Consider the following 24,408-nt stretch of genomic DNA (forward strand, 5'->3'; position numbering starts at 1 on the left):
CGCGCAGCGCCGCTGCATCCGTCGCGGGCCCCGCGCTAGTGCGGGTCGGTGACGTCCCAGATTTGCCCGGACTCCACACGCCCCAAATGGGCGACCAACGCTTCAGCCGAGGCGTCAGGGGTAAGGAGTCTCCCGGCGGCGTGGTTCTGCACGAACCGACCGTGCAGACCATGACCGATACGGTCGGGGTCCTGGGCACGGATCCACTCCTGCATCGCGGTGTCCACGCCGCCCGGCCGGTAGATGTTGATCGTCACCCCGGTGTCGGCGTATTCGGCGGCCATACTCACCGACTGCGCCTCCAACGCCGCCTTGGTCGCTGCGTAGGTACTCCCGCCGATCATCCCCGCGGGATGAGCCACGATCCCGCTGGAGACGTTGACGACGCGCCCCCACCCGCGTTCCACCATGCCCGGCAGCAACGCGCCGGCGGAGGTCTCACCCCAAGTCACGTGCGAGGCGATCGCGAGCCGGGAGTGGTCGTCGATGAGCTGGAAGATCACGCACTTGCGCCCGCCGGTGAGGACGTACTCGGTCGCGTCCAGCTGCCAGCACGCATTCGGCGCCGGATAGACGAACCGGCGAAACGACGCTCTCGGCTTCTTCTTCGGCTCAGCCTTCGCGACACCCTGGTCGCGGAAGATCCGCGACAGGGACGCCGTCGAGGGCACGGGGTCCATCCCCAACGAGCGCATCTTCTCGTGAACACTGATCGACCCATGGTCCAACCCGGAGGCCTCCAACGCGGCGCGGACTCCGACCGCTCGTTGGACCACGTCATCGGTGATCTCGATGGGCTACTGCGCGGCCGCCTCGACCGCGGCTCCAACGCCGCCGCCGGCCCATCCTCCGCAGCCCGTTTCCGGATCGCGTAGAACGTCTCCCGGGAGATCCCGTGCTCGGAACAGAACGTCGTGATCGACCCACGCGGCGCATCCGGCGGCCACTGAACGATCGCGAGACGGACACGAGGATCAACAGGGTCAACACGGCTCATCCCTCAAACATTGGGGGGCAAGTGTCAGGACCAAACCCGGTTGGAACGTCAGAGCTCTATTGATGCAGCTTCATCAGAGATGTCCTGATGGATCACACGAGAAAACGGCGGCTGATCATCAGCCCCCGTTCCCCGTGTTTTCAACCTATGTAGCGAGGGCGGGACTCGAACCCGCGACACCACGATTATGAGCCGTGTGCTCTAACCACCTGAGCTACCCCGCCGTGGCATCTCCTGTCCGGCGACATGTCGCGAGACGGGAGACGGAGCCCCCTGTGGGAATCGGACCCACTACCTCTTCCTTACCAAGGAAGTGCTCTACCAATGAGCTAAGGGGGCGGAGCCGGTGCCGGCACGAGGTCCGGCCGCTTTCGGCAACCGTACGAGGATACCATCTGCGGCGACCTGCTCCGAACCATGACGGACCCGGCCCCGCCCCGTGCTCACGCCGCCTTGGCGGCCTCCGAGGCGCCGTCGAGGGAGTCGAGCTCGTCGTCCGTCAGCCGGAGCTCGACGGAGGCCAGCAGGTCGGGCAGCTGCTCGGTGGTGCGCGCGCTCGCGATCGGGGCGGTGATGGTGGGCTGGGCGGCCAGCCAGGCGAGCGCGACGGATGCCACGGACGCGTCGTGCGCTGCGGCCACGTCGTCGAGCTCAGCCAGCACCGAGCGGCCCGTCTCGTCCAGGTACTTGGCGGCGCCGCCCGCGCGCGGGCTGTCGACGGTCACGCCGTCGCGGTACTTGCCGGTCAGGAAGCCGGCCGCCAGCGCGAAGTACGGCATGACGCCCAGGCCCTCGCGCTCCGCGATCGGGCGGTACGAGGTCTCGTATGCCCGCTCCACGAGGTTGTAGTGCGGCTGCAGCGCGACCGCGCGGTGCAGCCCCTCGCGCTCGGTGATGCGGAACCACTCCTCGATGCGCTCGGGCGAGTAGTTCGAGATGCCGATGTAGCGCACCTTTCCGGCGTCGACGAGGCCGGACAGCGCGGCGACCGTCTCCTCCAGCGGCACGGACTCGTCGTCGAAGTGCGCGTAGTAGAGGTCGATGTACTCGGACTTGAGGCGCTCGAGCGAGGCATCCGCTGCGCGGCGGATGTTGTCGGGTGCGAGGCCCTTGAAGTCGGGGTGCTGGCTGACCTTGGTGGCCAGCACGACCTCGTCGCGGTTGCCGCGGACGTCGAACCACTCGCCCAGGATGCGCTCCGAGTCGCCACCGGTGTTGCCCGGCACCCACGCCGAGTATCCGTCCGCCGTGTCGACGAAGTTGCCCCCGGCGGCCGTGTACGCATCCAGGATGTCGAACGAGGCCTGGCGGTCGGCCGTCCAGCCGAAGACATTGCCTCCCAGCGACAGCGGGAAGACCTCGAGGTCGGACGAGCCGACCGTGCGGCGGGATGCAGTCATATGCGAGTCTCCTTCGTTGAGTCGGTCCTCTCACGCTAACGCCGTCGTCCGAGGGCTATTCCGCCTGAGCCTGAAGATGTGGAAAGGTGACGCGCGGCCCGTACTGTGGACGGGTGACCATCGTCCACGATTCACGCGTCGGACTCCGGGCGGACTGCTCGCAGTGCGTCGGACTGTGCTGCGTTGCGCTGGCCTTCGCGCGGTCCGCAGACTTCGCCATCGACAAACCGGCCGGCGACCCATGCGTCAACCTGGCCGATGACGACCGCTGCCGCATCCACCCCGAGCTGCGCGAGCGAGGCTTCCGCGGGTGCACCGTCTTCGACTGCTTCGGCGCCGGACAGCAGGTGACGCAGCACACGGTGGGCGGCGCGAACTGGCGCGACGACGCGGGCACGAGGGGCGCCATGTTCGGCGTCTTCCCGGTCATGCGGCAACTGCACGAACTGCTCTGGTACCTCGAGGACGCGCTCGCGCTCCCCGCCGCCGCACGGTTGCACCCGGCGCTCCGGCGAGCGCGCGGCGATGTGCGCACCCTCGCGGACGCCGGGCCGGAGGACATCCTGAATGCCGACATCGAGGAACTCCGCGCCCCCGCCGCCCAGCTGCTCCGCGACGCGGCCCGGCTCGCCCGCGAGTCCGGACCGATCGGCGCGGGCCCGCGCCGAGTCGCCCGCACGCGCATCCGCCCCGGCGCCGACCTCGTCGGAGCCGACCTGCGCGGCGCCGACCTCCGCGGCGCCGAGTTGCGCGGCGCACTGCTGATCGCCGCCGACCTCCGCGACGCGGACCTGGCCCGCGCGGAGCTGATCGGCGCCGACTTCCGCGATGCGCGCCTCGACGGAGCGGACCTGCGCGAGGCGATCTACCTCACCCAGGTGCAGGTGAACGCGGCGACCGGCGACGCGCGCACCCGGCTGCCGGAGGCGGTCACGCGGCCGTCGCACTGGCGCTGAGCCCGCGCGGCTCCGTCACAGACTGCAACCGCTTCCACCCCACTCGCTATACTCCCCCTGTGCCCGCGCGTGTCGCGGGCATCGGCGGTCGCAAGCGCTTCCACCGCGGACGGCGCGCAACGTCGAAGGACTCAGGAGGTGGGATGGCCGGCATCGACGACGTCGCCCGTCTCGCCGGCGTCTCCACCGCCACCGTCTCCCGCGCGCTCAGCGGCAACGGACCCGTCTCGCAGACCACCCGTGCGCGCGTGGTGCGTGCGGCCTCCGACCTCGGCTACGTCGTGTCGTCGGACGCGTCGAGCCTCGCATCCGGCCGCACGCGCAACATCGGCGCTGTCGTGCCGCACCTCAACCGCTGGTTCTTCACCTCGGTGATCGAGGGCGCCGAGCGGGTGCTGCTCCGCGAGGGCTACGACCTCACCCTCTACAACCTGGGCGGTGACGGCGGCGAGCGCCGCCGCGTGTTCGACCACCACCTTCTCCGCAACCGCGTGGATGCCGCCTTCACCGTCTCCCTGGAGCTCTCCGACGAGGAGGCGGGCCGCCTGCTCGCGCTCGGCAAGCCTCTGGTCGGTGTCGGCGGACCGCTCGCCGGTGTGAGCACCGTCACGATCGACGACGTGGCCGTCGCCCACCTCGCGACCGATCACCTGGTGTCGCTGGGGCACCGCCGCATCGCCCACATCGGCGCCTCGCACGAGTTCGACCTCGACTTCCATATCCCCACCAGCCGCCGCCTCGGCTACGAGCAGGCGCTGCGCGAAGCGGGCCTGCCCGTCGACGAACAACTGCACCGCGCCGCGGACTTCACCCTCCCCGGCGGCTACGAGGCCGCGAAGCAGCTGCTCGGCACGCCGCATGAGCGTCCGACCGCGATCTTCGCGGCGTCCGATGAGATGGCGATCGGCGCCATCCTGGCCGCCCGCGATCTCGGCCTGTCGGTGCCGCGCGACGTCTCCGTGATCGGGATCGACGACCATCCGTTGTCCGAGTTCTTCGGACTGAGCACCGTGGCGCAGCATCCGGTCCGGCAGGGCGAGCACGCGGCCGAACTGCTCCTCGCGGCCCTGGAGGGCGCCCGCCGGCCCGGGGGCGCACCGGCGCCCGATCCTGTCAGCCACACCGCGCCCGCCGACCTGATCGTCCGTTCCAGCACCGCCGTCCACCCCTGACAACCCACCGATACGAACACGAGGTGACCACCATCGCCGCATCCGCCCCGACCACCGCTTCCGCGCTCAGCCCCTCGGCCCCCGGCCGCGAGTGGTGGCGCTCCGCCGTGATCTACCAGGTGTACCCGCGCTCCTTCGCCGACTCCGACGGCGACGGCATGGGCGACCTCCCCGGCATCACCCGCCGCCTCCCCGCGCTCCGCGATCTCGGAATCGACGCCGTCTGGCTGTCGCCGTTCCAGCGGTCACCGCAGCGCGACGCCGGGTACGACGTCTCCGACTACCGGGATGTGGACCCCCGGTTCGGCACCCTCGACGACTTCGACCGGATGCTGGCGGAGGCGCACGGCCTGGGGTTGCGGGTCATCATCGACATCGTCCCGAACCACTCCTCGAGCGACCACGTCTGGTTCCAGGAAGCCCTGAAGGCCGCGCCCGGGAGCCCGGAGCGCGCCCGCTACATCTTCCGCGACGGCAAAGGCGAGAACGGCGACCTACCGCCGAACAACTGGGAGTCGATCTTCGGCGGCGGCGCCTGGACGCGCGTCACCGAGCCGGACGGCACCCCCGGCCAGTGGTACCTGCACCTCTTCGACAAGTCGCAGCCCGACTTCGACTGGGAGAATCCGTGGGTCTGGGAGCAGTTCCGCGGCATCCTGCGCTTCTGGCTGGACCGCGGCGTCGACGGCTTCCGGGTGGATGTGGCGCACGGCATGGTGAAGGAGGCCGGCCTCCCCGACTACACGCCGCCCGCCAACATGGGCAGCATGGGCGGCATCGCCCTGGAGCCGGAGATCGCGGCGCACGCTCAGAGCGAGCCGCCGACACCCCCGTACTTCGCGCAGGACGGCGTCCACGCGATCTACCGCGACTGGCACACAGTGCTCGAGGAGTACGAGGGCGACCGCGTACTCTGCGGCGAGGCCTGGGTGGAGCCGCTCGACAAGCTGGCCCGTTGGGTGCGCCCCGATGAGATGCAGCAGACGTTCAACTTCGCCTACCTCGAGACCCCGTGGGATGCGGCGGCCCTGCGGAGCGTGATCGACCGTTCGATCGCGGCCTTCAGCAGTGTCGGCGCTCCGAGCACCTGGGTGCTCTCGAACCACGACGTGGTCCGCCATGCCACCCGCCTGGCGCTGGAGGGCGAGAACCTGCAGGGCCACGGCATCGGCCCGAAGACCCGGGGCCTCCCGGACCCGGCGTTCGCGTTGCACCGTGCCCGCGCGGCCACCGCGCTGATGCTCGCACTGCCGGGATCCGCCTACCTCTACCAGGGCGAGGAGCTGGGACTCCCCGAGGCGATCGACCTGCCGGACGACGCCCGGCAGGACCCCACCTGGTTCCGCACCAACGGCGAGCGCTACGGTCGCGACGGCTGCCGCGTCCCCATCCCGTGGGAGGGCGACGAGGCGTCGTACGGCTTCGGGCCGGGTTCGGCCAGCTGGCTGCCGCAGCCCTCCGTGTGGGCCGGGTACACCCGGTCGTCGCAGGAGGGGGTCCCCGGGTCCACGCTCACGATGTACCAGCAGGCGCTGGCGCTCCGCGGTCGCCACGACCTCGCCTTCGGCGCCCCCGAGTGGATCGACCTGGGCGGCGACACTCTCGCCTTCCGGTCGGGTGATGTGAGGGTCGTCGTCAACTTCGGCACGGAGCCCGTCGAGCTGCCCGAGGGAGAGGTCGTCCTGGCGAGCGGCGGGCTGGACGGGCGGATGCTGCCGCGCGACACCACCGTCTGGATCGTCTGACCAGACGGATTCACTCCCACCCGGAGTAGAAGGGCTCGACCCGCGGGTGGAGCTGATCGAACAGGCCCGGCGCGGCCGCCACCAGCAGGCGGCGGTCCGCCGGGCCGCCGCCGATCCCGGCGACGCGTGCCCCGGCCTCCTCCGCGATCAGGGCTCCCGCCGCGTGGTCCCACGGGTTCAGGCCACGCTCGAAGTAGCCGTCGAGGCGCCCCGCCGCGACGGCGCACAGGTCGAGCGACGCGGCGCCGATGCGGCGGATGTCGCGCACCTCGCCGATCAGGTCGGCGACCAGCGACGCCTGGCGGCGGCGCACCTCCCCGTCGTACCCGAAGCCGGTCCCGACGAGCGCGAGCGGCAGGTCCACCCCCTCGGTGACGTGGATGCGCTCCCCGTTGAGGCGCGCGCCTCCCCCGGCCGACGCGGCGAAGACCTCACCTGTGACGGGATTGACGACCGCGCCGGCGAGCGCACGCCACGTCGCAGGGTCGGGGTCGCCCTCGACCACAGCGATGCTGACCGCCCAGGCGGGGATGCCGTAGAAGTAGTTGACCGTGCCGTCGATCGGGTCGACCACCCAGGTGAGTCCGCTCGTGCTGCTGCTGTCGCCCGACTCCTCGCCGAGGAAGCCGTCGCGAGGCCGTGAGGCGGCCAGCGCATCCCGGATCAGCTTCTCGGTCTCCCGGTCCGCCCGCGTCACGATGTCGCTGAGCGACGACTTCGACGCTGCGATCTCGACCCCGTCACGGCGCCGCTGCAGCGCGAAGGCGGCCGCCCGGCGGGCGACGGTGGCGGCGATCTCGAGCAGCTCGGCGTTGGAGGTCATGCCTCCAGCCTGTCAGACCTGCGCAGCCCCGACGAGGCCGCGGGCCGATCGTCGGAGATTTCGCGCCGTCCGTCGGAGATTCCACGCCGATCACGCCGAAACTCCCTCCGCAGAGCGTTGCGTCGGAGATTTCGGCACTCATCTCCGACGATCCGTCGAGCGCACCCCGAGACGAGAAAACCCCCGGCCTGAGCCGGGGGTTTCGATGGTGGCGAGTGAGGGATTCGAACCCCCGAAGTCGTAGACAGCTGATTTACAGTCAGATCCCTTTGGCCGCTTGGGTAACTCGCCGAGGCGCTCCCGACCACCAGTGTTCTCGTGACCGAAGGCGCCAGACAAGAATAGCCGCCGCGCGCCCGCACACGAAATCAGCGGCCGCCCAGGCGGCGCGGGGCCCGCACTCACGCGGCCAGCGCCACCACCGAGGGCTGGTTCGCCGCCGCTGCCGCCGCGGGCGCCAGCTCGGTCGTCGTGACGAGCGGTCGTTCATCGGCGTGCTCGGGAACCAGGCTGAGCACCTGTCCGACGCCGAACTCCGCTGCCACCCGGGTCAGGAGCTCGCCCTCACTGACGCCGAGCACGCGGCAGAGCGCGGCGAGGATCTCCGACGACGCCTCCTTGCGGCCGCGCTCGATCTCCGAGAGGTAGGGGACGGAGACGCGCGAACTGGCGGAGAGCTCGCGCAGCGTCGTCCCCTGCTCCGTCCTGATCCGGCGGAGCACCGAGCCGATCGCGTGCCGCAGAAGCATGCGGACAGCCTATGTCGGATGCGGCCGGACCGCACCGGAATGTTTCGTCCGTTCTGCTCTGGGCATAACACTGCGTCGCGGCGTCGGGCGGGTCCGATCCCCGTACCCGATCGCGACACCCCGGCGTGGCGACGACCGATGTCGGTGGTCCAGCGCACAATCGAGGCATGAGAACGTTGGAGATTTGCGAACGGTGCGACGGCACGGGCGCCGACCCGGCGCAGCACGCCGAGGAGATCACTCTCTGCGTCGAGTGCGGCGGCGACGGCTGCCACGTCTCCTACTACGCCGAGCTCGCCCAGACCGCGTGAGCCCGGCCGGCCGTCGCCGGTGAACTCGGGACAGGCGGAAGCGGCAGAGGTCGCCCTCCGCTTCTGCGACGAGGAGTTCCCCGGCGCGACCACGATCGTGCTGGGCGGCAGCTCGTCCACGGGCCGCCGCACGCCGACGAGCGACGTGGACGTCCTGGTGATCGGTCCACCCGTTCTGTTCGAGAGCGCGAGCGGTGACGACGAGTCCATCGCTCGGGTCGCACACCGTCACGGCGAGCGGATCGATGTCTTCGCGTACACGGTGGATGCGTTCCGCCGCTGGTCCGAGCGCGATTTCGCCTCCCTGCGGCCAGTGCTTCCCTTCCTGCTCACCGAAGGCACGCCGTTGCGCACGGGCGCGGAGTTCGAGCCCTTGCGCACCTGGTGCTCCACCCGGCTCGCCGACGGACCGCGGCAGAGCGCCCACACCCTCGCGCTCCGCCGCTACGCGCTCACCGACCTGGTCGACGACCTGACGGATGCGGTGGATCCCCTGATCATCGCTGCCATCCGCGCCGACCTGGTGCGCGGGCTGGCGGAGCTCGCACTCCTCACCGCCGGCGCGTGGCTCGGCTCCGGGAAATGGCTCGCGCGGCGGCTCCGTGCCGCGGACCCGCGGGCGGCCGCGACCATCGAAGCGTTCGCCGCCGAGTCGTCACCCGCATCCGCCGCGAGCATCGCATCCACTCTGCTCGACCGCCTCGGCGGCCGCATCGACACCGACTTCGTGCGCTGAACCGAACCCCCCGCTCAGGCCGCCGCGCCCTTCGCGGTCGCCAGGTCGTCGAACAGGTCCGTGTTGAAGCGGAAGGCCAGCGCCACCTCGCCGATCACCCGGTCGCGCTCCTCGTCCGTCCACTCGACCGCGTCCAGCTCCTCGCGGTAGGTGTCCTTGAACAGCTTCGGCTTGGCGATGTCTGCGAAGAGGTAGAACCCGACACCGTTCGTCTCGAACCCGTACTGCCGCTGCAGCAGCGTGCGGATGATCTGCCCGCCCGACAGGTCGCCGAGGTAGCGCGTGTAGTGGTGGGCGATGAAGCCACCGGGCCAGGTGCGGCCGACCTCCCGGATGCGCGCGGTGTAGCGCTGCGTCGAGGGCAGCGGTGCGATCCGCTCCCGCCACTCGTCTCCGAGCAGGAACTCGAGGTCGGTCTCGATGGCCGGCAGGCGCGTGAGCTTCGGGCTGATGAACCGGGTCGCGACGGGATCCTGCGCCATCCACTGGGCCGCCTCCTCCAGCGCCGCGTAGATGAAGTAGTGCTGGGACAGCAGCATCACGTAGTCGTCGCGCGACCCGCGGCCGCTCATCAGGTCCTGCATGAAGACGGCGCCCTCGCTCCCCTGGTGGACGCCGCGCGTGCCCTCGCGCAGCGCCTGAGAGAAGGGGATGGGCTGAGCCATTCGGTCTCCAAACTGAGGTGAGCCTCACCTCAGCCTGTCCCACGTCTCCAGGGGACGTCAAGGCACCGGGCGACCCGCTGCGGCAGCCGCTCCCTCGTAGACTGGGGGCAGCTCAACACGGGAAGGACGGACATCATGGCAGACTCCTCGTTCGACGTCGTCAGCAAAGTCGACAAGATGGAGGCGGACAACGCCGTCAACCAGGCCCGCAAGGAGGTGGACCAGCGCTACGACTTCAAGAACGTCGGAGCGTCGGTCGAGTGGAGCGGTGAGAAAGTCCTCCTCAAAGCCAACACCGAGGAGCGCGTGAAGGCCGTGCTCGAGGTACTGGAGTCGAAGTTCATCAAGCGCGGCATCACCCTCAAGTCGCTCGACACCGGGGCGCCGTACGCATCCGGCAAGGAGTTCCGCATCGAAGTCGGACTCAAGAACGGCATCGAGCAGGATGCGGCCAAGAAGATCAACAAGCTGATCCGCGACGAGGCGCCCAAGAGCGTGAAGTCGCAGATCCAGGGCGACGAGCTGCGCGTGAGCTCGAAGAGCCGAGACGATCTGCAGGCCACGATGGCCCTGCTGAAGAGCGCCGACCTCGACGTGGCCGTCCAGTTCGTCAACTTCCGCTGAGGCGGCGGGCGGCGGCCGGCGCCGCCCCCACCGGCCTCCTCGCCCTGGCGCTCAGTTGAGCGCCGAGGTGAGCCGTGCCAGACCGTCGAGGAACGTGGCCTTGCCCGGCTGGTGACGCCATTCCTCCAAAGTGAGCTCACGGCCGGCGTCCCGGTACCCCTGCTCGACCTCGCGCATCCCGGCGACGAACGACCGGCCCCGCACCAGCAACGAGGACTCGGCGTTGAGGCTGAACGAGCGGATGTCCATGTTGCTCGACCCGATGAACGCGATGTCGTCGTCGATGGAGAGGTGCTTGGCGTGCAGGATGTACGGCGCCGGGTACAGGAAGATGCGCACGCCCGCTTCGAGCAGGTCGCTGTAGTACGAGCGCTGCGCGTGATACACCAGGCCCTGGTCGCCGATCTCCGAGACGAAGAGTTGTACATCCAGTCCCCGCTCGCACGCGGTCGTGATCGCGTAGACCATCGCCTCGTCGGGGACGAAGTACGGGCTGGTGATGATGACGCGTTCGGTGGCGCCGTAGATCAGCGACAGGAACATGCGCAGGTTGTTCTCCGTCGGGTAGGCCGGCCCGCTCGGGACGACCTGGCAGACCAGCTCGTCCATGGACGCTGCCCTGGGCAGCGCCGCGGCCGGGACGTGCTCCTGCTCCACGAACTCGCCGGTCTCGATCATCCAGTCCGAGAGGAAGACGGCGTTGACGGATGCCACGACCGGGCCGGTCAGGCGGGTCATCAGCTCCTGCCACTGCAGGCCCCGCTTGATGTTCTTGGGCAGGTCGTAGCTGCGGTCGATGAGGTTCTGCGACCCCATGAAGCCGACCCGGCCGTCCACCACGACCAGTTTGCGGTGATTGCGCAGATCGGGGCGCTGGTATTTGCCCTTGAACGGCATCACCGGCAGCATCCACGCCCACTTCACGCCGATGCGATCCAGTTCGGCGAAGGTCTCCTTGCTCCGCGGGATCTTCTGGGACGGGAGGTGATCGGCGAGGAGGCGGACGGAGACTCCGCGGGCCACGGCGCGCTCCATCGCCGAGAAGAAGCCCCGGGTGGTGTCATCCCACGCCACGATGAAGAACTCCACGTGCACGAAGGAGGTCGCCGTGTCGATCTCCGCCGCCATCGCGTCGATCGACCCCCGGTAGTCGCGCAGCAGCTCGGCGGAGTTCCCGCCGACGGCGGGAAGCGCGGTGAGCGACAGGTTCTGCTCGACGACCCGCTGGAACCACCGCGGCCAGCCCGCGGCCTCCTCCGGCTCCGTCCGGCCGCCGACCCGCTCGGCGATGATGGCGTTGATCCTCCGCTGCTCGTCGCGCCGCTTCCTCGGCAGGCGGAAACTCCCGATCAGCAGGAACAGCAGGATGCCGATGTACGGGATGAGGAAGATCGCCAGCAACCACGCCATCGCGGCGGTCGGCTTGCGCCGCCGCGGGATGATGATGAGCGCTGCGATCTTGATCCCGAAATCGACGAGCGCCGCGATGATCCAGACGAGGTTGGTTCCTGTGGTGTCCATGGCAACGGGCGCCTCCATTCAGGGGCGGACGCGACCTGCGACACGGGGCCTGCCGTCCGACGTGGCCACACCATAGCGGGAGGGCAATTCGTCTGGCGATGCAGGAGATCCCGTTCGTCAGCGCTCGTCGAGGTAGCCCTGCATCCATCGCTCCACCGAGGCGTACGCCGCCTGGCGCACCTCCGGGCGCGAGAGGAACACGTCGTGGAGCGCATCCTGCACCCACGACACGGTGATCGTCGGCCCCAGCCACAGCGCGCGCTCGGCGATGTCCCGGACGACCAGCACCACATCCGACCGCAGCATGTCGGGCGACCAGAACGGCAGCAGCGTGGACCGCGCGGAGAGCAGCGTGAGCACCGGCTCCTGGATGCTGAGGCCGGCGGCGACGCGGGCGTGGCCGGCGAGGATGGCGGTCAGCCAGGCGGGTTGCACGGGGAAGCCGCGCACCGGACGCCAGGCCAGGTCGTAGTCCCATTCGCCGTCCATCGTCCGCGACACCGTCCGGGTGTAGAACCCGAGGTCGACGTTCGGCATGGGCGCGTTCGGCACCAGCTTCGCCCGCAGGTCCACCAGCGGGGTCAGCGCAGCACGCCCGGCGGAGTGCGCCTGGAACTCGAGCCACGGGCTGTTCAGGATGAGGGCGTCGGCGCGCCCCGGATGCCGGTCGGCCCACAGGCTCAACGTCAAGCCGCCGGTGGAGTGCCCGAGCAGGATCAGCCGGCGGCGTCCCGGCGCGTCCTCGCCGTGGCCCATCGCATCCAGCGCGGCCTCGATGTCCTCGTCGTACAGGGCGAGGTCGTCTACGAAGCCGGGAGTCTGCCCCTTACGGAGGCTCCGGCCGTACTTGCGCAGGTCGAGGGCGTGGAAGCGGGCGCCCTGGTCGTGCCAGAAGCGGGCGAGCTCTGTCTGGAAGAAATAGTCCGACCAGCCGTGCACGTACAGCACGTCGGCATCGGCGGCGGGGCCGCGGTGGAGATGCAGTCGTGGGCGCGGCGAGTACCGCACGAGCGTTGCGACGACATCGCCCTCCGAGTCCGTCCCGAGCGGCAGGGTCAGCTGCTCGAACGGCTCACCGAGGATGTCGGATCGCCACTCGCGCGCGTCGCTCATGCCCGGGCGGTCGGCTACTCGGCCTGCCCGGGCGTCTGGCCGGACGAGGGGGAGCCGCTTCCGACCGGTTCGCCGTTGGAGACCTGGACCATCTCGTCCCGGGGCACGACCTTGATGCGCACCCGGCCGCGCTCGGCGCCGAGCGCCTGCTCGTGCGCGTCGAGGTTGTGCCAGCCGTCGAGCGTCGTGTACTCCACACCCCGCTCGCGCAGCAGATTCTCCACAGATTCCTCGGAGGGGTCGGCGGGAGACCACCAGTTTCCCTGATCGTTGATCACATGCTTGATCGTCTCCATCGCATCCGACTTCGTGTGACCGATGAGTCCGACCGGACCCCGCTTGATCCACCCCGTCGCATACACGCCGTACATGCGCTCGTTGTCGCCCTTGCGCAGCACCTGGCCCTCATGATTCGGGATCACGCCGTGCTTGCGGTCGAAGGGGATGCCCGGGAGCGGGGAGCCGAAGTAGCCCACCGCCCGGTAGATGGCGTCGATCTCGAGCTCGCGGATCTCGCCCGTCCCGCGCACGCCGCCCTCGCCGTCCGGGGCGGTGCGCTCGTAGCGGAGGGCGCGGACGTTGCCGTGCTCGTCGCCGACGACCTCGAGGGGCTTGGCGTAGAAGTGCAGGTGGAGACGACGCGACGCGCTGCCCACCTCGCGCGTGCGCCATTGCTGCAGCACGCGGTCGATCACCATCACCTGCTTGTTGCTCTGGACCGCGGCCTTCGACTGCTCGTCGTAGTCGAAGTCCTCGTCGTAGAGGATCATGTCCACGTCGCGCAGCTCGCCGAGCTCGCGCAGCTCCAGCGGAGTGAACTTCACCTGCGCCGGTCCGCGCCGGCCGAACACGTGCACGTCGGTCACGGGCGAGTTCTTGAGGCCCTCGTAGACGTTGTCGGGGATCTCGGTGGGAAGGAGGTCGTCCGCGTGCTTCGCAAGCATGCGCGAGATGTCGAGGGCGACGTTGCCGTTGCCGATCACGGCGACCGACTTCGCCTCGAGCGGCCAGGTGCGCGGCACGTCCGGGTGTCCGTCGAACCAGCTGACGAAGTCCGCGGCACCGTACGAGCCGTGGAGCTCCATCCCCGGGACATCGAGGTCCGCATCCCGGACGGCGCCGGTCGCGAAGATGACGGCGTTGTAGTGGCGCTTCAGGTCGTCGAGGGTGATGTCCCTCCCGAACTGCACGTTGCCGAAGATGCGGATGTCACCGCGGTCGAGCACCTCGCGCAGTGCGCTGATGATGCCCTTGATGCGCGGGTGGTCGGGGGCGACGCCGTAGCGGACGAGTCCGTACGGGGCGGGGAGCTGCTCGAACAGGTCGATGGACACGTCGAAGCCGCGCTCCGCCTTCAAGAGGATGTCGGCAGCATAGATGCCCGCCGGTCCGGCGCCGACGATGGCCAGTCGCAGTTTGGTCATGCGTTGATTCCTTCTGGTGTCGCGTCCGGCTCAGCTCGAACGCTCGACGATGGTGTCCGCGAACCGGACGAGTGCCTTCTTCACCGGTCCGTCCGGCAGGGGCTCCAGGGCCTCCACCGCTTCGCGCGCCCAGCGGTGCGCCTCCTCCAGCGTCTGGCGCGTCACGTCGTGCTCGCGCAGCGCCGCGATCGCGTCCATGGCCTCGGGAGTGACCTCGCCGTCCTCCGCGGAGCCCATGACGTCCCGTTCGAGGCGCTCGAGCAGCGCTGCGGCCTCCGGGTCGGAGGCGGCGCGCTCCCGCAGCCGCAGCACCGGGAGGGTGGCGACGCCTGCGCGCAGGTCGTTGCCGGGGGTCTTGCCCGTCTCCGCGACCCCTTCGCCGGACAGGTCGATGACGTCGTCGATCAGCTGGAACGCGACGCCGATCTTCTCGCCGAACACCACGACGGGCTCTTCGTACGATGTCGGAGCGTTCGAGAAGACGACGCCCATCTGGGCGGCGACGGCGATCAGCGATCCGGTCTTGTCCTGGAGAACGCGGATGTAGTGCTCGACCGGGTCGTCGCCCTCCTGCGGGCCGATGGTCTCGTGGAGCTGCCCGAGACACAGCCGCTCGAAGGTGTCCGCCTGCAGCTGGATGGCACGCTCGCCCAGCGCCGAGACCAGCTTGCTGGCGCGCGCGAAGAGCAGATCACCGGTCAGGACGGCGACCGAGTTGCCCCACACGAACTGAGCGCTGGGGACCCCGCGGCGCATCTGCGAGTCGTCCATGACGTCGTCGTGGTAGAGCGAGGCCAGGTGGGTGATCTCCACCGCCTCCGCGGCCTGCAGCACATCCGCGTTCGTGCCGTCACCCAGCTGTGCGGCGAGCAGCGTGAGCATCGGGCGGACGCGCTTGCCCCCCGCCTCGAGCAGGTAGCGGGCCGTGACGTCGGCGAGGCCGTCGGCGAAACGCATCTCGCGCAGCAGCCCGTCCTCGACGTGGGCGAGGCCGGCATCGACGGCGTTGGCCAGCTCGCGGTCCTCACCGCGGATGAAGATCCGCTCGGTGAATCCGAGCTGACCGGTCAGCGACGCGCGCCGCACGGCCGGGACACTTCGTGGCACTACTCCCCCTCGGACGGGACGGTGGACGCTGATGGTTCGGAACCGGCCGTACCAGTGGATGCCGGCTTCGCGGGCGCAGCCTTCGGCTTCGCGGGCGCAGTCTTCGGCTTCGCGGGCGCTGCCTTCGGCTTCGCGGGCGCTGCCTTCGGCTTCGCGGGCGCAGCCTTCGGCTTCGCGGTGGGCGCCTTCTTCTCCGCCACCGCCGCCGCCGGACGCTCGGGCTTGAAGCCGCGGTGCAGCGCTACGATCCCCGCGGTCAGATTGCGGAACGCCACGCGCTCGAAACCGGCCTCGCGCAGCCACCCGGCGAGAGTGCGCTGGTCGGGCCAGGCCTCGATCGACTCCATCAGGTACTCGTAGGCGGCCGGGTTGGAGCTGGCGACCCGGGCGAGCACGGGCATGCCGTACTTGAGGTAGGCGGAGTAGCCGGCACGGATCGGAGCGAGGGGCGGCTGGGAGAACTCGCACACCACCACGCGGCCGCCCGGCTTCACGACCCGGTAGAACTCGGCGAGCGCCTTCCTGGGGTCCACGATGTTGCGCAGGCCGAACGAGATGGTCACCGCGTCGAACGAGTCGTCGTCGAACGGGAGCGCCGTGGCGTCGGCCTGGACGAACCGGACGAACGGGTTCCCGGCCTGGCGCCGGCGCCCGACCTCGATCATCCCCTCGGAGAAGTCGGCCGCGACGACGGAGGCGCCGTTGCGTGCGAGCGAGGCGCTCGACGTGCCCGTTCCCGCGGCCACGTCGAGGATCGTCTCCCCCGGGTGCGGGTCCACGGCTCGCGTCGTCGCCACGCGCCACAGCGCCGCATTGCCGACCGACAGGACGGCGTTGGTCCGGTCGTAGCGCGTCGACACCTGGTCGAACATGGCGGCGACCTGGGCGGGCTGCTTGCTGAGGTCGGCCTTACTCACTCCACCAGCTTAGGCTGCGGCGTCCGCGGGGTGCATTCCGGGCCCCGAATGCACGCCGAATGATCAGCGTGCGCCGTCGGCGAGCGCCGGGCCGGTGGCATCCCGCGGTTCATCGAGCCGTCCAGCAGCATCGCTCAGTAACGCTGCCCCAGAGCCTTGGCCTTCAGCGCGTCGAACTCCCCCGCACTGATCACGCCCTGGTCGAGCAGGGTCTGCGCCTGCTGGATGTCAGCGGCCGGCGTCGCGGACGCCGTCGGATGCTGGCCCCAGCTGTCGTCCTCCGGGACCGTCGCCCGGCGCGCCATGTTGCGCTCGGCCATCCCGCGCCCACGCGCGATCAGGTACACCAGCAGCGTGATGCCGGGGACGAAGATCAAGAAGATGACCCACAGCGCCTTCCACCAGCCGTTCAGGTTCGGGTCGCGGAACAGGTCCACCAGAACGGTGAACAGGATCATCAAGAAGGCGACGAACGCGAAGATATAGAAGACGTACAGAAACGCATTCCAGAACGAACCCATCTCAGGCCCCTCTCATCGGCCACACGGTAATGCCGTGCCGGTGATCGTGGCTAGCAGGCATTTGCGGAGAGCCGCGGGGCTACCATGCGTGCCAGGAGTCACGGGCCCGGCGAGCGCGCCCGTGGGAGGAGGCCGGACGTGGGCGACGACAGCAACTGGACCGAGGATCCCTACGAGGTGCTGCGGGTACAGCCCGGCTTCCGCCTCTCCGAGCAGGAGACCGATGCATTGCCGGGCTTCGACGGAGGCAAGAAGCAGGGCGAGAAGGACCTCGCCGCGGGCGCGGAGCGCCTGGCCGACCTCCAGGAGAGACTGTTCGCCTGCGGCCGGGAGGGCGAGCCGCGGTCCGTGCTGCTGGTGCTCCAGGCGATGGACACCGCCGGCAAGGGAGGCATCGTCTCCCACGTCATCGGGTCCATGAACCCCGGGGGCGTGCACTACGCCGGATTCGGCAAGCCGACGCCCGAGGAGCTGGCGCACGACTTCCTCTGGCGGGTCTGGCGCGAGGTCCCGGCCGCCGGGCAGGTCGGTGTCTTCGACCGCTCGCACTACGAGGACGTGCTCATCGGCCGGGTCCGCTCCCTCGCGCCGCCGGAGGAGCTGGAACGGCGTTACGGCGCCATCAACGCGTTCGAGAAGGAGCTCGCGCAGTCCGGGACCACCATCGTCAAGGTGATGCTCCACCTGGGCAAGGATGAGCAGAAGAAGCGGCTCGCCTCACGCCTCGACCGGCCCGACAAGCTATGGAAGTTCAACCCCGCCGACGTGGACGAGCGACTGCTCTGGGACTCCTACCAGGAGGCCTACCAGATCGTGCTCGACCGGACGACGAGCGCCTATGCGCCCTGGTTCGTCGTCCCCGCGGATCACAAGTGGTACGCCCGCGCGGCGGTGCAGCGCATCCTCATCCGGGCACTGGACGGGCTGGGCCTCGAGTGGCCCCTGCCGGACTACGACGTCGAAGAGCAGAAGCGCCGCCTCGACGCGTCCTGACCCGACCGCCCGTGCCTGCCGTGCCCGGCGTTCCGGAGGATCAGCCGAAGGCCTCCACGATCGGGCGGAACTTCATCGACGTCTCGGCGAGCTCGCGATCCGGATCCGAGTCGGCGACGATGCCCGCGCCGGCGTAAGCCGTGAGGTCCCCCGTCGGGGTGAGCTGTGCGCACCGGAGTGCGATCGCCCACTCGCCGTCCCCGTCCCCTCCGACCCAGCCGACCGGTCCGGCGTAGCGCCCGCGGTCGAACGGTTCCAGCTCGCGGATGAGCGCGAGCGCCTCGCGGCGCGGCGTCCCGGCGACCGCGGCCGTGGGGTGGAGCGCGGCCGCGAGGTCGAGCGAGCTCGATCCGTCGGTGAGCATGCCCGCGATGTCGGTGGCCAGGTGCCAGAGGTTCGGGAGCTTCAGGGTGAACGGCTCGTCGCTGGCGGCGAGGTCGGCACTGTGCGGGCGAAGGGCGTCCATCACGCTGGTGACCGCGAACCGGTGCTCGCCCTGGTCCTTGGCGCTCGCGACGAGGTCGGCTGCGGCCGCGGCATCCGCTGCGGCATCCGGCCCGCGCGAGATGGTCCCGGCGAGCACGCGCGCGGTCACCGTTCCGTGGTGGACGCGGACCAGCGTCTCCGGCGACGAGCCCACCAGGCCGTCGACGGCGAAGGTCCAGCAGTCGGGATACCCGAGCGCGAGCTCCACGAGGGCACGGCGGAGGTCGGACTCCAGCGGGAGGTGGCCGCGAAGGTCGCGAGCGAGCACGACCTTCGAGAGGTCCTGCTCGCGGATGCGTTCGACCGCGTCCGCGACCGCGGACCGGTAGCCGTCGGATCCGAGCCGACCCGGCAGCAGACTCAGCCGGTATTCGTCGCCGAACGCCGTGGGCCGCGGGAGCCGGTCGTTCTCCGGGCCGCCCGCACGGCGGATGCGCGTGATCCAGCTGCGGCTCCCCCGGCGCCCGATGACGATCTCCGGGACGATCAGGGTGCTGACCGCGGCGCTCTCGTCATCGAACGCGAAGGTCCCGAAAGCGACGAGACCCGTGCCGGGTGTGCGGACGTCGTCCGCGACCGTCGCGGCCGCAGCGGTCGCCCGCCAGGCGGCGGACGCCTGCGCGATCCGGTCCGGCCCCGTGAAGTCGAGCCTGAGCACCTCGCCGATGCCGGCCATCCCCTCACCCTTTCGCAGCCAGAGCAGGGGCGTGCGGGAATCGAGGAAGGGGATGAGCTGGCGGACGTCGTCGAGCGGTGTGGTCTCGGCCTCGAGGACCGTCGCGCCAGTCTCCCACCGAGTCGTCGGTGCGGATGTCACGCGCTCAGCCTACGCCCGGCAGACTGAGCGCCCGTTGGACGCCTCATGGAGACTCGATGTGGATCCTGACGCCGATATCGCCTGAATTGCGGGCTTTCGACACTCTGCACATCAGCACCGCGACCCGAGTACCCGGGATGTAACATTCATCCATGCCCGTGCCCGTGACCGGAGCCGCCAGCCCCCGCCGGCTCATCCGTGACGAAGTCTTCCTCCGCCTCCTCGATGCGATCGTCGGAGGCGACCTCCTCCCTGGCGAACAGCTCTTCGACGCCGAGATCGAGCGCTGGGTCGGTGTGTCCCGCACCCCGGTCCGGGAGGCACTCAACCAGCTGGCCACGATGGGTCTCGTCGAGATCCTCCCCCAGCGGCGCACGCGGGTCACGCCCATCGAGCCGGAACGCGTCCGCCAGCTCGTCTCCACGGTCGGAGTCCTGGTCGCCGGCGTCGTCCGCGACGCCACACCCCTCCTCACCGACGGCGACCGTGCCGCGCTCCGCGAGGCGGCGGAGGAGACCGACCCGGCAACGCTCATCCGCACCGGCCTCAGCACCGAGGGTTTCCTCGGCGTCTTCGTTCGCCGGCTCGACAACGGCACCATCGCGCGCCTCCTGAAACGACACCTCCCGGAGGTCCAGCGGGCGCTGAACGCGACGCCGGGTACGGCCGCCTTCCGCAAGGCCCGCCCGTCGGCCACGGCGCTGATCGACGCGGCCGTCGCCGGCAAGGCCGAGAAGGCCGGCCGCGCCGCGGCGCAGCTGTTCGACTCCGCGCTCGTCGGCGTCGCGGACGAGTTCGCCCCGACCACGAAGGAGCTCCGCTGATGCCGCTGCCCGTGAACGACACCGCGCCCGTCGAGCGGCGCCTGCTGCGCGACGTGGTGTACACGCGGCTCTACGACGGGATCCTCGACGGGACACTGGAGCCCGGCGAGACCCTCCTCGATGAGAAGCTCACGGCGTGGCTCGGCGTCTCGCGCACACCGATCCGCGAAGCGCTGATGAAGCTTGCCGACATCGGGCTCGTCGAGATGGCGCCCAACCGGTACACCCGCGTCGCGCCCATCGACCTGAAGGCCATCGACGAGGCGATCTACACGACCGGACTGCTGCACGAGCACGCCGCACGCACCACCGTGCCGACGCTCTCCAATGTCGCCGTCACGCAGATCGAGAAGGCCTACAAAGACGTCAAGAAGGCGGCGAAGGCGCGGGAGCTCCCCGCACTGGGCCACGCCTTCAACGACTTCTTCCTCGCGCTCGAGCGTGCCGGCAGCAACGAGGTGCTCGTCTCGGTGAGCGAGGGGCTCAGCCCCCAGTTGCTCCGCTACATCTCGGTGTGGGACAGGCCGTTCGGCGTCGACGACCTCCCCGCGGCGCTCGGCGAGGTGCTCGCCGCGATCAAGGAACGCGACGGCGACGCCGCGGGCGACCGGGTGAAGTCCCTCTATGCCCGGACGCTCGCCCAGTTCCTGTCCGACTACCGCCGAAACGACGCCGACATCGAGCGCAAGCCCGTCCTCTGAGACAGGCTCATCGCTCGCGGCGAGCGGCGATCAGACCTCGAAGTCGACCGCCGCACGCCCGGCGACGACGGAGCGGATGAAGCCCGCCACCTCGAGGTGAGCCGGGTGCTCCTGATACGCCGCGATGTCGTCGAAGGAGTCGAAATCGCTGATCAGCACGACATCGAAGTCGTCGCCGGGCGCGGCGGAGACGCCGACCTCCAGCGAGCGCAGCTGCGGTATCACCGGGGGAGCGACTCCAGCCCTCGCTTGATGGTGGCCGCGTGCTCCGCCCGCTCGGCGGGGTCGGCGGTAGCGAGCTTCCACGAGACGACATGGCGGATGGTCATCGGGCCTCCAGGAGAGCGGTGCGCAGGCGAGCGGGGTCGACCCGCCAGTAGGTGTGGACGCGTCCCTCGATCAGCACCACCGGGATCTCCTCCACGTATTTCTCGTGGAGTGCGGCGTCCTGGAGGATGTCCTCCTCAGTCACAGCGACCTCCGGCGCGTCCGCAGGCAGGTCGCCGACGACCGTGCGGATCACCTCCCTGGCGTCATCGCACAGGTGGCAGCCGGGCTTGCCGATGAGGGTGAGGGAGACGGTGGGCACGCCTCCACTCTAGACGGGACAGCAAAAAGCGCCGGGCCGAACGGACCGACGCTTGAGCCGCAGACCGGAGGTCTACTTCTTGTTGCGACGCTGGTGGCGCGTCTTGCGAAGAAGCTTGCGGTGCTTCTTCTTCGCCATACGCTTGCGACGCTTCTTGATAACGGAACCCACGTAGACCTCACAAAGAATCAGGGGTAAGCCGCGGGGCGCGCGGCGACACGAAGTGACAGTCTACCCGACGTCACGCCGAGTCCGCGACGCCGCCTTCTCGGGAGGTGGCCGTCTGCAGCATCTGCTCGACCGCGGACTCGGGCACGCGGAAGGACCGCCCGAAACGGATCGCCGGCAGCTCACCGGCATGGACGAGACGGTAGACGGTCATGCGCGAGACGCGCATCATGTCGGCCACTTCGGCGACCGTCAGGAAGCGCACATCCTTCAGATCGTGTGCCATGGTCCGTCCCTCTCCTGCCCGTCATGGTACTCGGGACGGTCAGTCCTTGCGCCACTTCTTCGGAGTCACGCGCTCGGTGGCCGACGAGACCCGGTGCCGGGTGTCGGCGAGCACCTTGCCGACCGTGCTCGCGAACTCGCGCGTCTCCTCGGCCAGACGGACACTCAGCGCCACATCCTCATCGGATGCCGTGAACGGAATGACCCAGTCCTCGACGGCCTCGAGCGGCCCGGCGTCGAGCCGGTAGTAGCGGTGCTGTCCGAGCTCGCGCACGGAGACGAGACCGGCCTCGCGGAGCACTTTCAGGTGCTTCGACACGGTCGGCTGGGACAGTTCCAGCGTGGCCACGATCTCCGACACGGATATATCGCCTGCGGAATGCGTCGCATCCCCATTGCGGTCGAGCAGCACGCGCAGGATCTCGCGCCGCGTCGGATCGGCGATCACGTCGAAGATGTCGGCCATGTCCCCAGGCTAGCCATTCCCCCGGCGCAGTACCATGTCCGAAGCCCGCCCCTGCACAGGAAGACGACGGGAAGGACCAGACATGAGCACCACCCGGACGGTCCGCGGACGCCCCGCCACCCCCGCAGAACGCGTGCGGGACGTGGTGAACGGCTTCGCGGCGCGGAGCCCGTCGCGGTTCGCCATCCTGGTGTTCGCGCTGCTCGTCCTCGTCTTCACGCTGCTGTTCTCGCTGCCGATCTCGTCTTCCAACGGCCGGTGGACAGGACTCGCCGACTCACTCTTCACCGCCATGTCGGTGATCTGCGTGACCGGCCTCTCGACGGTCGACATGGCCACCCATTGGTCGTACTTCGGTCACCTGCTCGTCTATGTCGGCGTGCAGGTCGGCGCGGTCGGCGTGCTGACGATGGCGTCCATCCTCGGCCTGGTGGTGTCGCGCAAGCTCGGCCTGCGCGCCAAGCTGATGGCCGCCGGCGACAGCAACCCGCTGCGCGTGCACGGGGGCCCGATCGACGAGGGGCAGGCCGTGCGGCTCGGGGATGTCGGCAAGCTGCTGACCACGGTCGCCCTCAGCATGGTGGTCATCGAGGGAGTGGTCGCGCTGCTGCTCTTCCCGCGGATGCTGATCGCGGGGATCGACGTGGGCACGGCCGTCTGGGAGTCGCTGTACTACTCGGCCATGGCCTTCACGAACACGGGCTTCACGCCGAACACCGAGGGCATCCAGGCGTTCGCGACCGACTACTGGTTCCTGGGCGCGCTGATGATCGGCGTGTTCCTCGGGGCGATCGGGTTCCCGGTGATCCTCGCCATCGCCTCCAACCTCCGGCAGCGGCGGCGCCGGTGGTCCATCCATGTGAAGCTGACCCTGCTGACCTCGGTGATCCTGCTGGTGGCCGGCGCCGTCCTCTACATCGTCCTGGAGTACGACAACCCCAAGACCTTCGGGCGCCTGGACGTGGGTCACACCATCTTCCAGTCCCTGTTCCTGTCGACGATGGCCCGCTCCGGGGGCTTCTCGACCATCTCGATCGACGACCTCCACGGTTCGAGCCTGCTGGTCACCGACATGCTGATGTTCATCGGCGGCGGGTCCGCATCCACGGCCGGCGGCATCAAGGTGACGACGCTTGCCGTCCTGTTCCTGGCCGCATTCGCCGAGGCGCGCGGGGTGGAGCCGATGGATGCGTTCCGCCGGCGCATCCCGACCGACGTGCTGCGCGTCTCCGTCGCCATCGCCCTGTGGGGAGCGACGATCGTCGCCGTGTCGACCATCCTGATCACGCAGATCACCAAAGCGCCGCTCGACCACGTGCTCTTCGACGTGATCTCCGGCTTCGCCACCTGCGGTCTGTCGACGGGCCTCACGGAGCGGCTGCCGGACGCGGGGATCTACATCATGGCCGCCACGATGTTCTGCGGGCGCGTTGGTACAGTGACACTCGCTGCGGCCCTCGCCCAGAGGCAGCGGCGGCAGCTGTACCAGAACCCGGAGGAGAGGCCGCTCGTTGGTTGACCGGATCAAGCACAACGCGCCCGTGCTCGTGATCGGCCTCGGCCGGTTCGGCGCGGCGACCGCCGGGCAGCTCGACCGGCTCGGCCGCGAGGTCCTGGCCATCGACACGGACGCCGGGCTCGTGCAGAAATGGGCGGACCGGGTGACGCACGCGGTGCAGGCGGATGCCCGGTCGATGGACACCTTGCGGCAGATCGGTGCGGAGGACTTCTCGATCGGTGTCGTCGCGGTCGGTTCGTCGATCGAGGCCAGCGTGCTCATCACGGCCAACCTGGTCGACCTGAAGGTGCCGCAGATCTGGGCGAAGGCGATCTCGAAGTCGCACGGCAAGATCCTGGAGCGCATCGGCGCCAACCACGTCATCTACCCGGAGGCGGAGGCCGGCGAGCGCACCGCGCACCTGGTGTCCGGGCGGATGCTCGACTTCATCGAGTTCGACGACGACTTCGCCCTGGTCAAGCTGTACCCGCCGAAATCCATCCGCGGGATGCGCCTCGGCGACTCGGGCGTGCGCTCCAAGTTCAACATCACGGTCGTGGGCGTCAAAAGCCCCGGCCGCCCCTTCACCTACGCCACCTCCGACACCGTGGTCTCCGACCACGACCTCGTCATCGTCTCCGGCGCCTCCGGCGACATCGAGCGCTTCGCCTCCCTCGACCCCTGACCTGCTCGTCTCGCGTCTCCCCCTCGCCTCTCCGCCCACCCTCGAGTACACGAAAAGTGCACGCGACTCGCCGTATTCGCGTGCACTTTTCGTGTACTCGACGGTGGGGGCTGTG

27 protein-coding genes, 3 tRNA genes and 1 pseudogene are annotated in these 24,408 nt (G+C 69.6%); 11 read left to right on the forward strand and 20 right to left on the reverse strand.

Annotated features, from left to right (window positions below):
- Positions 1-35 precede the first annotated feature (35 nt).
- From ACR9Y5_RS17230 to ACR9Y5_RS17245, 4 genes and pseudogenes are all read right to left on the reverse strand, one after another.
- Positions 36-997, reverse strand: a pseudogene (locus ACR9Y5_RS17230) (SDR family NAD(P)-dependent oxidoreductase).
- 150 nt (positions 998-1,147) lie between these two features.
- Positions 1,148-1,221 (reverse strand) — tRNA-Met (locus tag ACR9Y5_RS17235).
- A gap of 43 nt (positions 1,222-1,264) precedes the next feature.
- Positions 1,265-1,336 (reverse strand) — tRNA-Thr (locus ACR9Y5_RS17240).
- A gap of 104 nt (positions 1,337-1,440) precedes the next feature.
- Positions 1,441-2,397, reverse strand: coding sequence for an aldo/keto reductase (locus ACR9Y5_RS17245; RefSeq protein WP_481299111.1), 957 nt, complete (start codon positions 2,395-2,397; stop codon positions 1,441-1,443).
- Between the two features lie 113 nt (positions 2,398-2,510).
- Here ACR9Y5_RS17245 and ACR9Y5_RS17250 point away from each other — a divergent pair, with 113 nt between their 5' ends.
- The 3 genes from ACR9Y5_RS17250 to ACR9Y5_RS17260 all read left to right on the forward strand — a co-directional run bounded on the left by ACR9Y5_RS17250 (position 2,511) and on the right by ACR9Y5_RS17260 (position 6,270).
- Entirely contained in the window at positions 2,511-3,353 is an 843-nt protein-coding gene (locus ACR9Y5_RS17250; RefSeq protein WP_481299112.1) for a pentapeptide repeat-containing protein, read from the forward strand.
- Positions 3,354-3,496: 143 nt separating this feature from the next.
- Positions 3,497-4,525, forward strand: a complete 1,029-nt coding sequence (locus tag ACR9Y5_RS17255; RefSeq protein WP_481299600.1) for a LacI family DNA-binding transcriptional regulator — start codon at positions 3,497-3,499, stop codon at positions 4,523-4,525.
- A gap of 23 nt (positions 4,526-4,548) precedes the next feature.
- Positions 4,549-6,270 carry a glycoside hydrolase family 13 protein gene (locus ACR9Y5_RS17260; RefSeq protein ID WP_481299113.1) on the forward strand — a complete coding sequence of 574 codons (1,722 nt, stop codon included), beginning with the start codon at positions 4,549-4,551 and terminating at the stop codon, positions 6,268-6,270.
- 10 nt (positions 6,271-6,280) lie between these two features.
- Here ACR9Y5_RS17260 and ACR9Y5_RS17265 read toward each other — a convergent pair whose 3' ends face one another.
- The 3 genes from ACR9Y5_RS17265 to ACR9Y5_RS17275 all read right to left on the reverse strand — a co-directional run bounded on the left by ACR9Y5_RS17265 (position 6,281) and on the right by ACR9Y5_RS17275 (position 7,842).
- Positions 6,281-7,093, reverse strand: coding sequence for an inositol monophosphatase family protein (locus tag ACR9Y5_RS17265; RefSeq protein ID WP_481299114.1), 813 nt, complete (start codon positions 7,091-7,093; stop codon positions 6,281-6,283).
- Positions 7,094-7,299: 206 nt separating this feature from the next.
- A tRNA-Tyr gene (locus ACR9Y5_RS17270) sits at positions 7,300-7,384 on the reverse strand.
- 110 nt (positions 7,385-7,494) lie between these two features.
- A complete protein-coding gene (locus tag ACR9Y5_RS17275; RefSeq protein WP_481299115.1) occupies positions 7,495-7,842 on the reverse strand; it encodes a helix-turn-helix domain-containing protein in 348 nt (115 codons plus the stop codon).
- A gap of 167 nt (positions 7,843-8,009) precedes the next feature.
- Here ACR9Y5_RS17275 and ACR9Y5_RS17280 point away from each other — a divergent pair, with 167 nt between their 5' ends.
- Together ACR9Y5_RS17280 and ACR9Y5_RS17285 are read left to right on the forward strand one after the other, a co-directional pair.
- Positions 8,010-8,153 (forward strand): hypothetical protein, encoded by a 144-nt coding sequence (locus tag ACR9Y5_RS17280; protein ID WP_481299116.1) that lies wholly within the window; start codon positions 8,010-8,012, stop codon positions 8,151-8,153.
- A 19-nt stretch (positions 8,154-8,172) separates the two neighbouring features.
- Complete coding sequence (locus tag ACR9Y5_RS17285; protein ID WP_481299117.1) at positions 8,173-8,889, forward strand: nucleotidyltransferase domain-containing protein; 717 nt, start codon at positions 8,173-8,175, stop codon at positions 8,887-8,889.
- Positions 8,890-8,903: 14 nt separating this feature from the next.
- On the opposite strand, the gene ACR9Y5_RS17290 is transcribed toward ACR9Y5_RS17285, so the two are convergent.
- Positions 8,904-9,554 (reverse strand): biliverdin-producing heme oxygenase, encoded by a 651-nt coding sequence (locus ACR9Y5_RS17290; protein WP_481299118.1) that lies wholly within the window; start codon positions 9,552-9,554, stop codon positions 8,904-8,906.
- 135 nt (positions 9,555-9,689) lie between these two features.
- Here ACR9Y5_RS17290 and ACR9Y5_RS17295 point away from each other — a divergent pair, with 135 nt between their 5' ends.
- Complete coding sequence (locus tag ACR9Y5_RS17295) at positions 9,690-10,178, forward strand: YajQ family cyclic di-GMP-binding protein (RefSeq protein WP_481299119.1); 489 nt, start codon at positions 9,690-9,692, stop codon at positions 10,176-10,178.
- A 51-nt stretch (positions 10,179-10,229) separates the two neighbouring features.
- Here ACR9Y5_RS17295 and cls read toward each other — a convergent pair whose 3' ends face one another.
- The 6 genes from cls to ACR9Y5_RS17325 all read right to left on the reverse strand — a co-directional run bounded on the left by cls (position 10,230) and on the right by ACR9Y5_RS17325 (position 16,781).
- Positions 10,230-11,699 (reverse strand): cardiolipin synthase, encoded by a 1,470-nt coding sequence (gene cls, locus ACR9Y5_RS17300; protein WP_481299120.1) that lies wholly within the window; start codon positions 11,697-11,699, stop codon positions 10,230-10,232.
- A 117-nt stretch (positions 11,700-11,816) separates the two neighbouring features.
- Positions 11,817-12,812, reverse strand: a complete 996-nt coding sequence (locus ACR9Y5_RS17305) for an alpha/beta hydrolase (RefSeq protein ID WP_481299121.1) — start codon at positions 12,810-12,812, stop codon at positions 11,817-11,819.
- A 14-nt stretch (positions 12,813-12,826) separates the two neighbouring features.
- Positions 12,827-14,236 (reverse strand): FAD-dependent oxidoreductase, encoded by a 1,410-nt coding sequence (locus tag ACR9Y5_RS17310; protein WP_481299122.1) that lies wholly within the window; start codon positions 14,234-14,236, stop codon positions 12,827-12,829.
- Positions 14,237-14,266: 30 nt separating this feature from the next.
- On the reverse strand, positions 14,267-15,343 hold the full coding sequence (locus ACR9Y5_RS17315; RefSeq protein ID WP_481299123.1) for a polyprenyl synthetase family protein: 1,077 nt from the start codon (positions 15,341-15,343) through the stop codon (positions 14,267-14,269).
- Positions 15,343-16,260: a demethylmenaquinone methyltransferase gene (locus tag ACR9Y5_RS17320; protein WP_481299124.1), complete on the reverse strand. Its 918-nt coding sequence runs from the start codon at positions 16,258-16,260 to the stop codon at positions 15,343-15,345. The genes ACR9Y5_RS17315 and ACR9Y5_RS17320 overlap by 1 nt, the downstream gene beginning before the upstream one ends.
- Before the next feature lie 134 nt (positions 16,261-16,394).
- The gene (locus ACR9Y5_RS17325; protein ID WP_481299125.1) at positions 16,395-16,781 is read right to left on the reverse strand and encodes a hypothetical protein; all 387 of its coding nucleotides are present in this window, start codon (positions 16,779-16,781) and stop codon (positions 16,395-16,397) included.
- Positions 16,782-16,919: 138 nt separating this feature from the next.
- Here ACR9Y5_RS17325 and ACR9Y5_RS17330 point away from each other — a divergent pair, with 138 nt between their 5' ends.
- Positions 16,920-17,774, forward strand: coding sequence for a PPK2 family polyphosphate kinase (locus ACR9Y5_RS17330; protein ID WP_481299126.1), 855 nt, complete (start codon positions 16,920-16,922; stop codon positions 17,772-17,774).
- 40 nt (positions 17,775-17,814) lie between these two features.
- On the opposite strand, the gene ACR9Y5_RS17335 is transcribed toward ACR9Y5_RS17330, so the two are convergent.
- The gene (locus ACR9Y5_RS17335) at positions 17,815-19,077 is read right to left on the reverse strand and encodes an isochorismate synthase (RefSeq protein ID WP_481299127.1); all 1,263 of its coding nucleotides are present in this window, start codon (positions 19,075-19,077) and stop codon (positions 17,815-17,817) included.
- A 152-nt stretch (positions 19,078-19,229) separates the two neighbouring features.
- On the opposite strand from ACR9Y5_RS17335, the gene ACR9Y5_RS17340 reads away from it, so the two are divergent.
- Together ACR9Y5_RS17340 and ACR9Y5_RS17345 are read left to right on the forward strand one after the other, a co-directional pair.
- Complete coding sequence (locus tag ACR9Y5_RS17340) at positions 19,230-19,901, forward strand: GntR family transcriptional regulator (protein WP_481299128.1); 672 nt, start codon at positions 19,230-19,232, stop codon at positions 19,899-19,901.
- A complete protein-coding gene (locus ACR9Y5_RS17345; RefSeq protein WP_481299129.1) occupies positions 19,901-20,602 on the forward strand; it encodes a GntR family transcriptional regulator in 702 nt (233 codons plus the stop codon). The genes ACR9Y5_RS17340 and ACR9Y5_RS17345 overlap by 1 nt, the downstream gene beginning before the upstream one ends.
- Before the next feature lie 30 nt (positions 20,603-20,632).
- On the opposite strand, the gene ACR9Y5_RS17350 is transcribed toward ACR9Y5_RS17345, so the two are convergent.
- The 5 genes from ACR9Y5_RS17350 to ACR9Y5_RS17370 form a co-directional block, all read right to left on the reverse strand.
- Positions 20,633-20,827, reverse strand: coding sequence for a Dabb family protein (locus tag ACR9Y5_RS17350; protein ID WP_481299130.1), 195 nt, complete (start codon positions 20,825-20,827; stop codon positions 20,633-20,635).
- A 100-nt stretch (positions 20,828-20,927) separates the two neighbouring features.
- Entirely contained in the window at positions 20,928-21,191 is a 264-nt protein-coding gene (locus tag ACR9Y5_RS17355; protein ID WP_481299131.1) for a glutaredoxin family protein, read from the reverse strand.
- A gap of 72 nt (positions 21,192-21,263) precedes the next feature.
- Complete coding sequence (locus ACR9Y5_RS17360) at positions 21,264-21,362, reverse strand: 30S ribosomal protein bS22 (protein ID WP_003792170.1); 99 nt, start codon at positions 21,360-21,362, stop codon at positions 21,264-21,266.
- A gap of 70 nt (positions 21,363-21,432) precedes the next feature.
- The gene (locus ACR9Y5_RS17365) at positions 21,433-21,645 is read right to left on the reverse strand and encodes a helix-turn-helix domain-containing protein (protein WP_481299132.1); all 213 of its coding nucleotides are present in this window, start codon (positions 21,643-21,645) and stop codon (positions 21,433-21,435) included.
- A 39-nt stretch (positions 21,646-21,684) separates the two neighbouring features.
- Entirely contained in the window at positions 21,685-22,110 is a 426-nt protein-coding gene (locus ACR9Y5_RS17370; protein ID WP_481299133.1) for an ArsR/SmtB family transcription factor, read from the reverse strand.
- A gap of 82 nt (positions 22,111-22,192) precedes the next feature.
- On the opposite strand from ACR9Y5_RS17370, the gene ACR9Y5_RS17375 reads away from it, so the two are divergent.
- Positions 22,193-23,629: a TrkH family potassium uptake protein gene (locus ACR9Y5_RS17375; RefSeq protein WP_481299134.1), complete on the forward strand. Its 1,437-nt coding sequence runs from the start codon at positions 22,193-22,195 to the stop codon at positions 23,627-23,629.
- Positions 23,622-24,293, forward strand: a complete 672-nt coding sequence (locus ACR9Y5_RS17380) for a potassium channel family protein (RefSeq protein ID WP_481299135.1) — start codon at positions 23,622-23,624, stop codon at positions 24,291-24,293. The genes ACR9Y5_RS17375 and ACR9Y5_RS17380 overlap by 8 nt, the downstream gene beginning before the upstream one ends.
- Positions 24,294-24,408: the final 115 nt, after the last annotated feature.

It is taken from the genome of Leifsonia sp. KNZ13-11D (assembly GCF_056754895.1).

Coding starts and splice junctions, on each gene's coding strand:
- ACR9Y5_RS17245 (WP_481299111.1), bottom strand. CDS start 2,397: ATGACTGCATCCCGCCGCACGGTCGGCTCGTCCGACCTCGAGGTCTTC.
- ACR9Y5_RS17255 (WP_481299600.1), top strand. CDS start 3,497: ATGGCCGGCATCGACGACGTCGCCCGTCTCGCCGGCGTCTCCACCGCC.
- ACR9Y5_RS17265 (WP_481299114.1), bottom strand. CDS start 7,093: ATGACCTCCAACGCCGAGCTGCTCGAGATCGCCGCCACCGTCGCCCGC.
- ACR9Y5_RS17275 (WP_481299115.1), bottom strand. CDS start 7,842: ATGCTTCTGCGGCACGCGATCGGCTCGGTGCTCCGCCGGATCAGGACG.
- ACR9Y5_RS17280 (WP_481299116.1), top strand. CDS start 8,010: ATGAGAACGTTGGAGATTTGCGAACGGTGCGACGGCACGGGCGCCGAC.
- ACR9Y5_RS17290 (WP_481299118.1), bottom strand. CDS start 9,554: ATGGCTCAGCCCATCCCCTTCTCTCAGGCGCTGCGCGAGGGCACGCGC.
- ACR9Y5_RS17295 (WP_481299119.1), top strand. CDS start 9,690: ATGGCAGACTCCTCGTTCGACGTCGTCAGCAAAGTCGACAAGATGGAG.
- cls (WP_481299120.1), bottom strand. CDS start 11,699: ATGGACACCACAGGAACCAACCTCGTCTGGATCATCGCGGCGCTCGTC.
- ACR9Y5_RS17305 (WP_481299121.1), bottom strand. CDS start 12,812: ATGAGCGACGCGCGCGAGTGGCGATCCGACATCCTCGGTGAGCCGTTC.
- ACR9Y5_RS17310 (WP_481299122.1), bottom strand. CDS start 14,236: ATGACCAAACTGCGACTGGCCATCGTCGGCGCCGGACCGGCGGGCATC.
- ACR9Y5_RS17325 (WP_481299125.1), bottom strand. CDS start 16,781: ATGGGTTCGTTCTGGAATGCGTTTCTGTACGTCTTCTATATCTTCGCG.
- ACR9Y5_RS17340 (WP_481299128.1), top strand. CDS start 19,230: ATGCCCGTGCCCGTGACCGGAGCCGCCAGCCCCCGCCGGCTCATCCGT.
- ACR9Y5_RS17345 (WP_481299129.1), top strand. CDS start 19,901: ATGCCGCTGCCCGTGAACGACACCGCGCCCGTCGAGCGGCGCCTGCTG.
- ACR9Y5_RS17365 (WP_481299132.1), bottom strand. CDS start 21,645: ATGGCACACGATCTGAAGGATGTGCGCTTCCTGACGGTCGCCGAAGTG.
- ACR9Y5_RS17370 (WP_481299133.1), bottom strand. CDS start 22,110: ATGGCCGACATCTTCGACGTGATCGCCGATCCGACGCGGCGCGAGATC.
- ACR9Y5_RS17375 (WP_481299134.1), top strand. CDS start 22,193: ATGAGCACCACCCGGACGGTCCGCGGACGCCCCGCCACCCCCGCAGAA.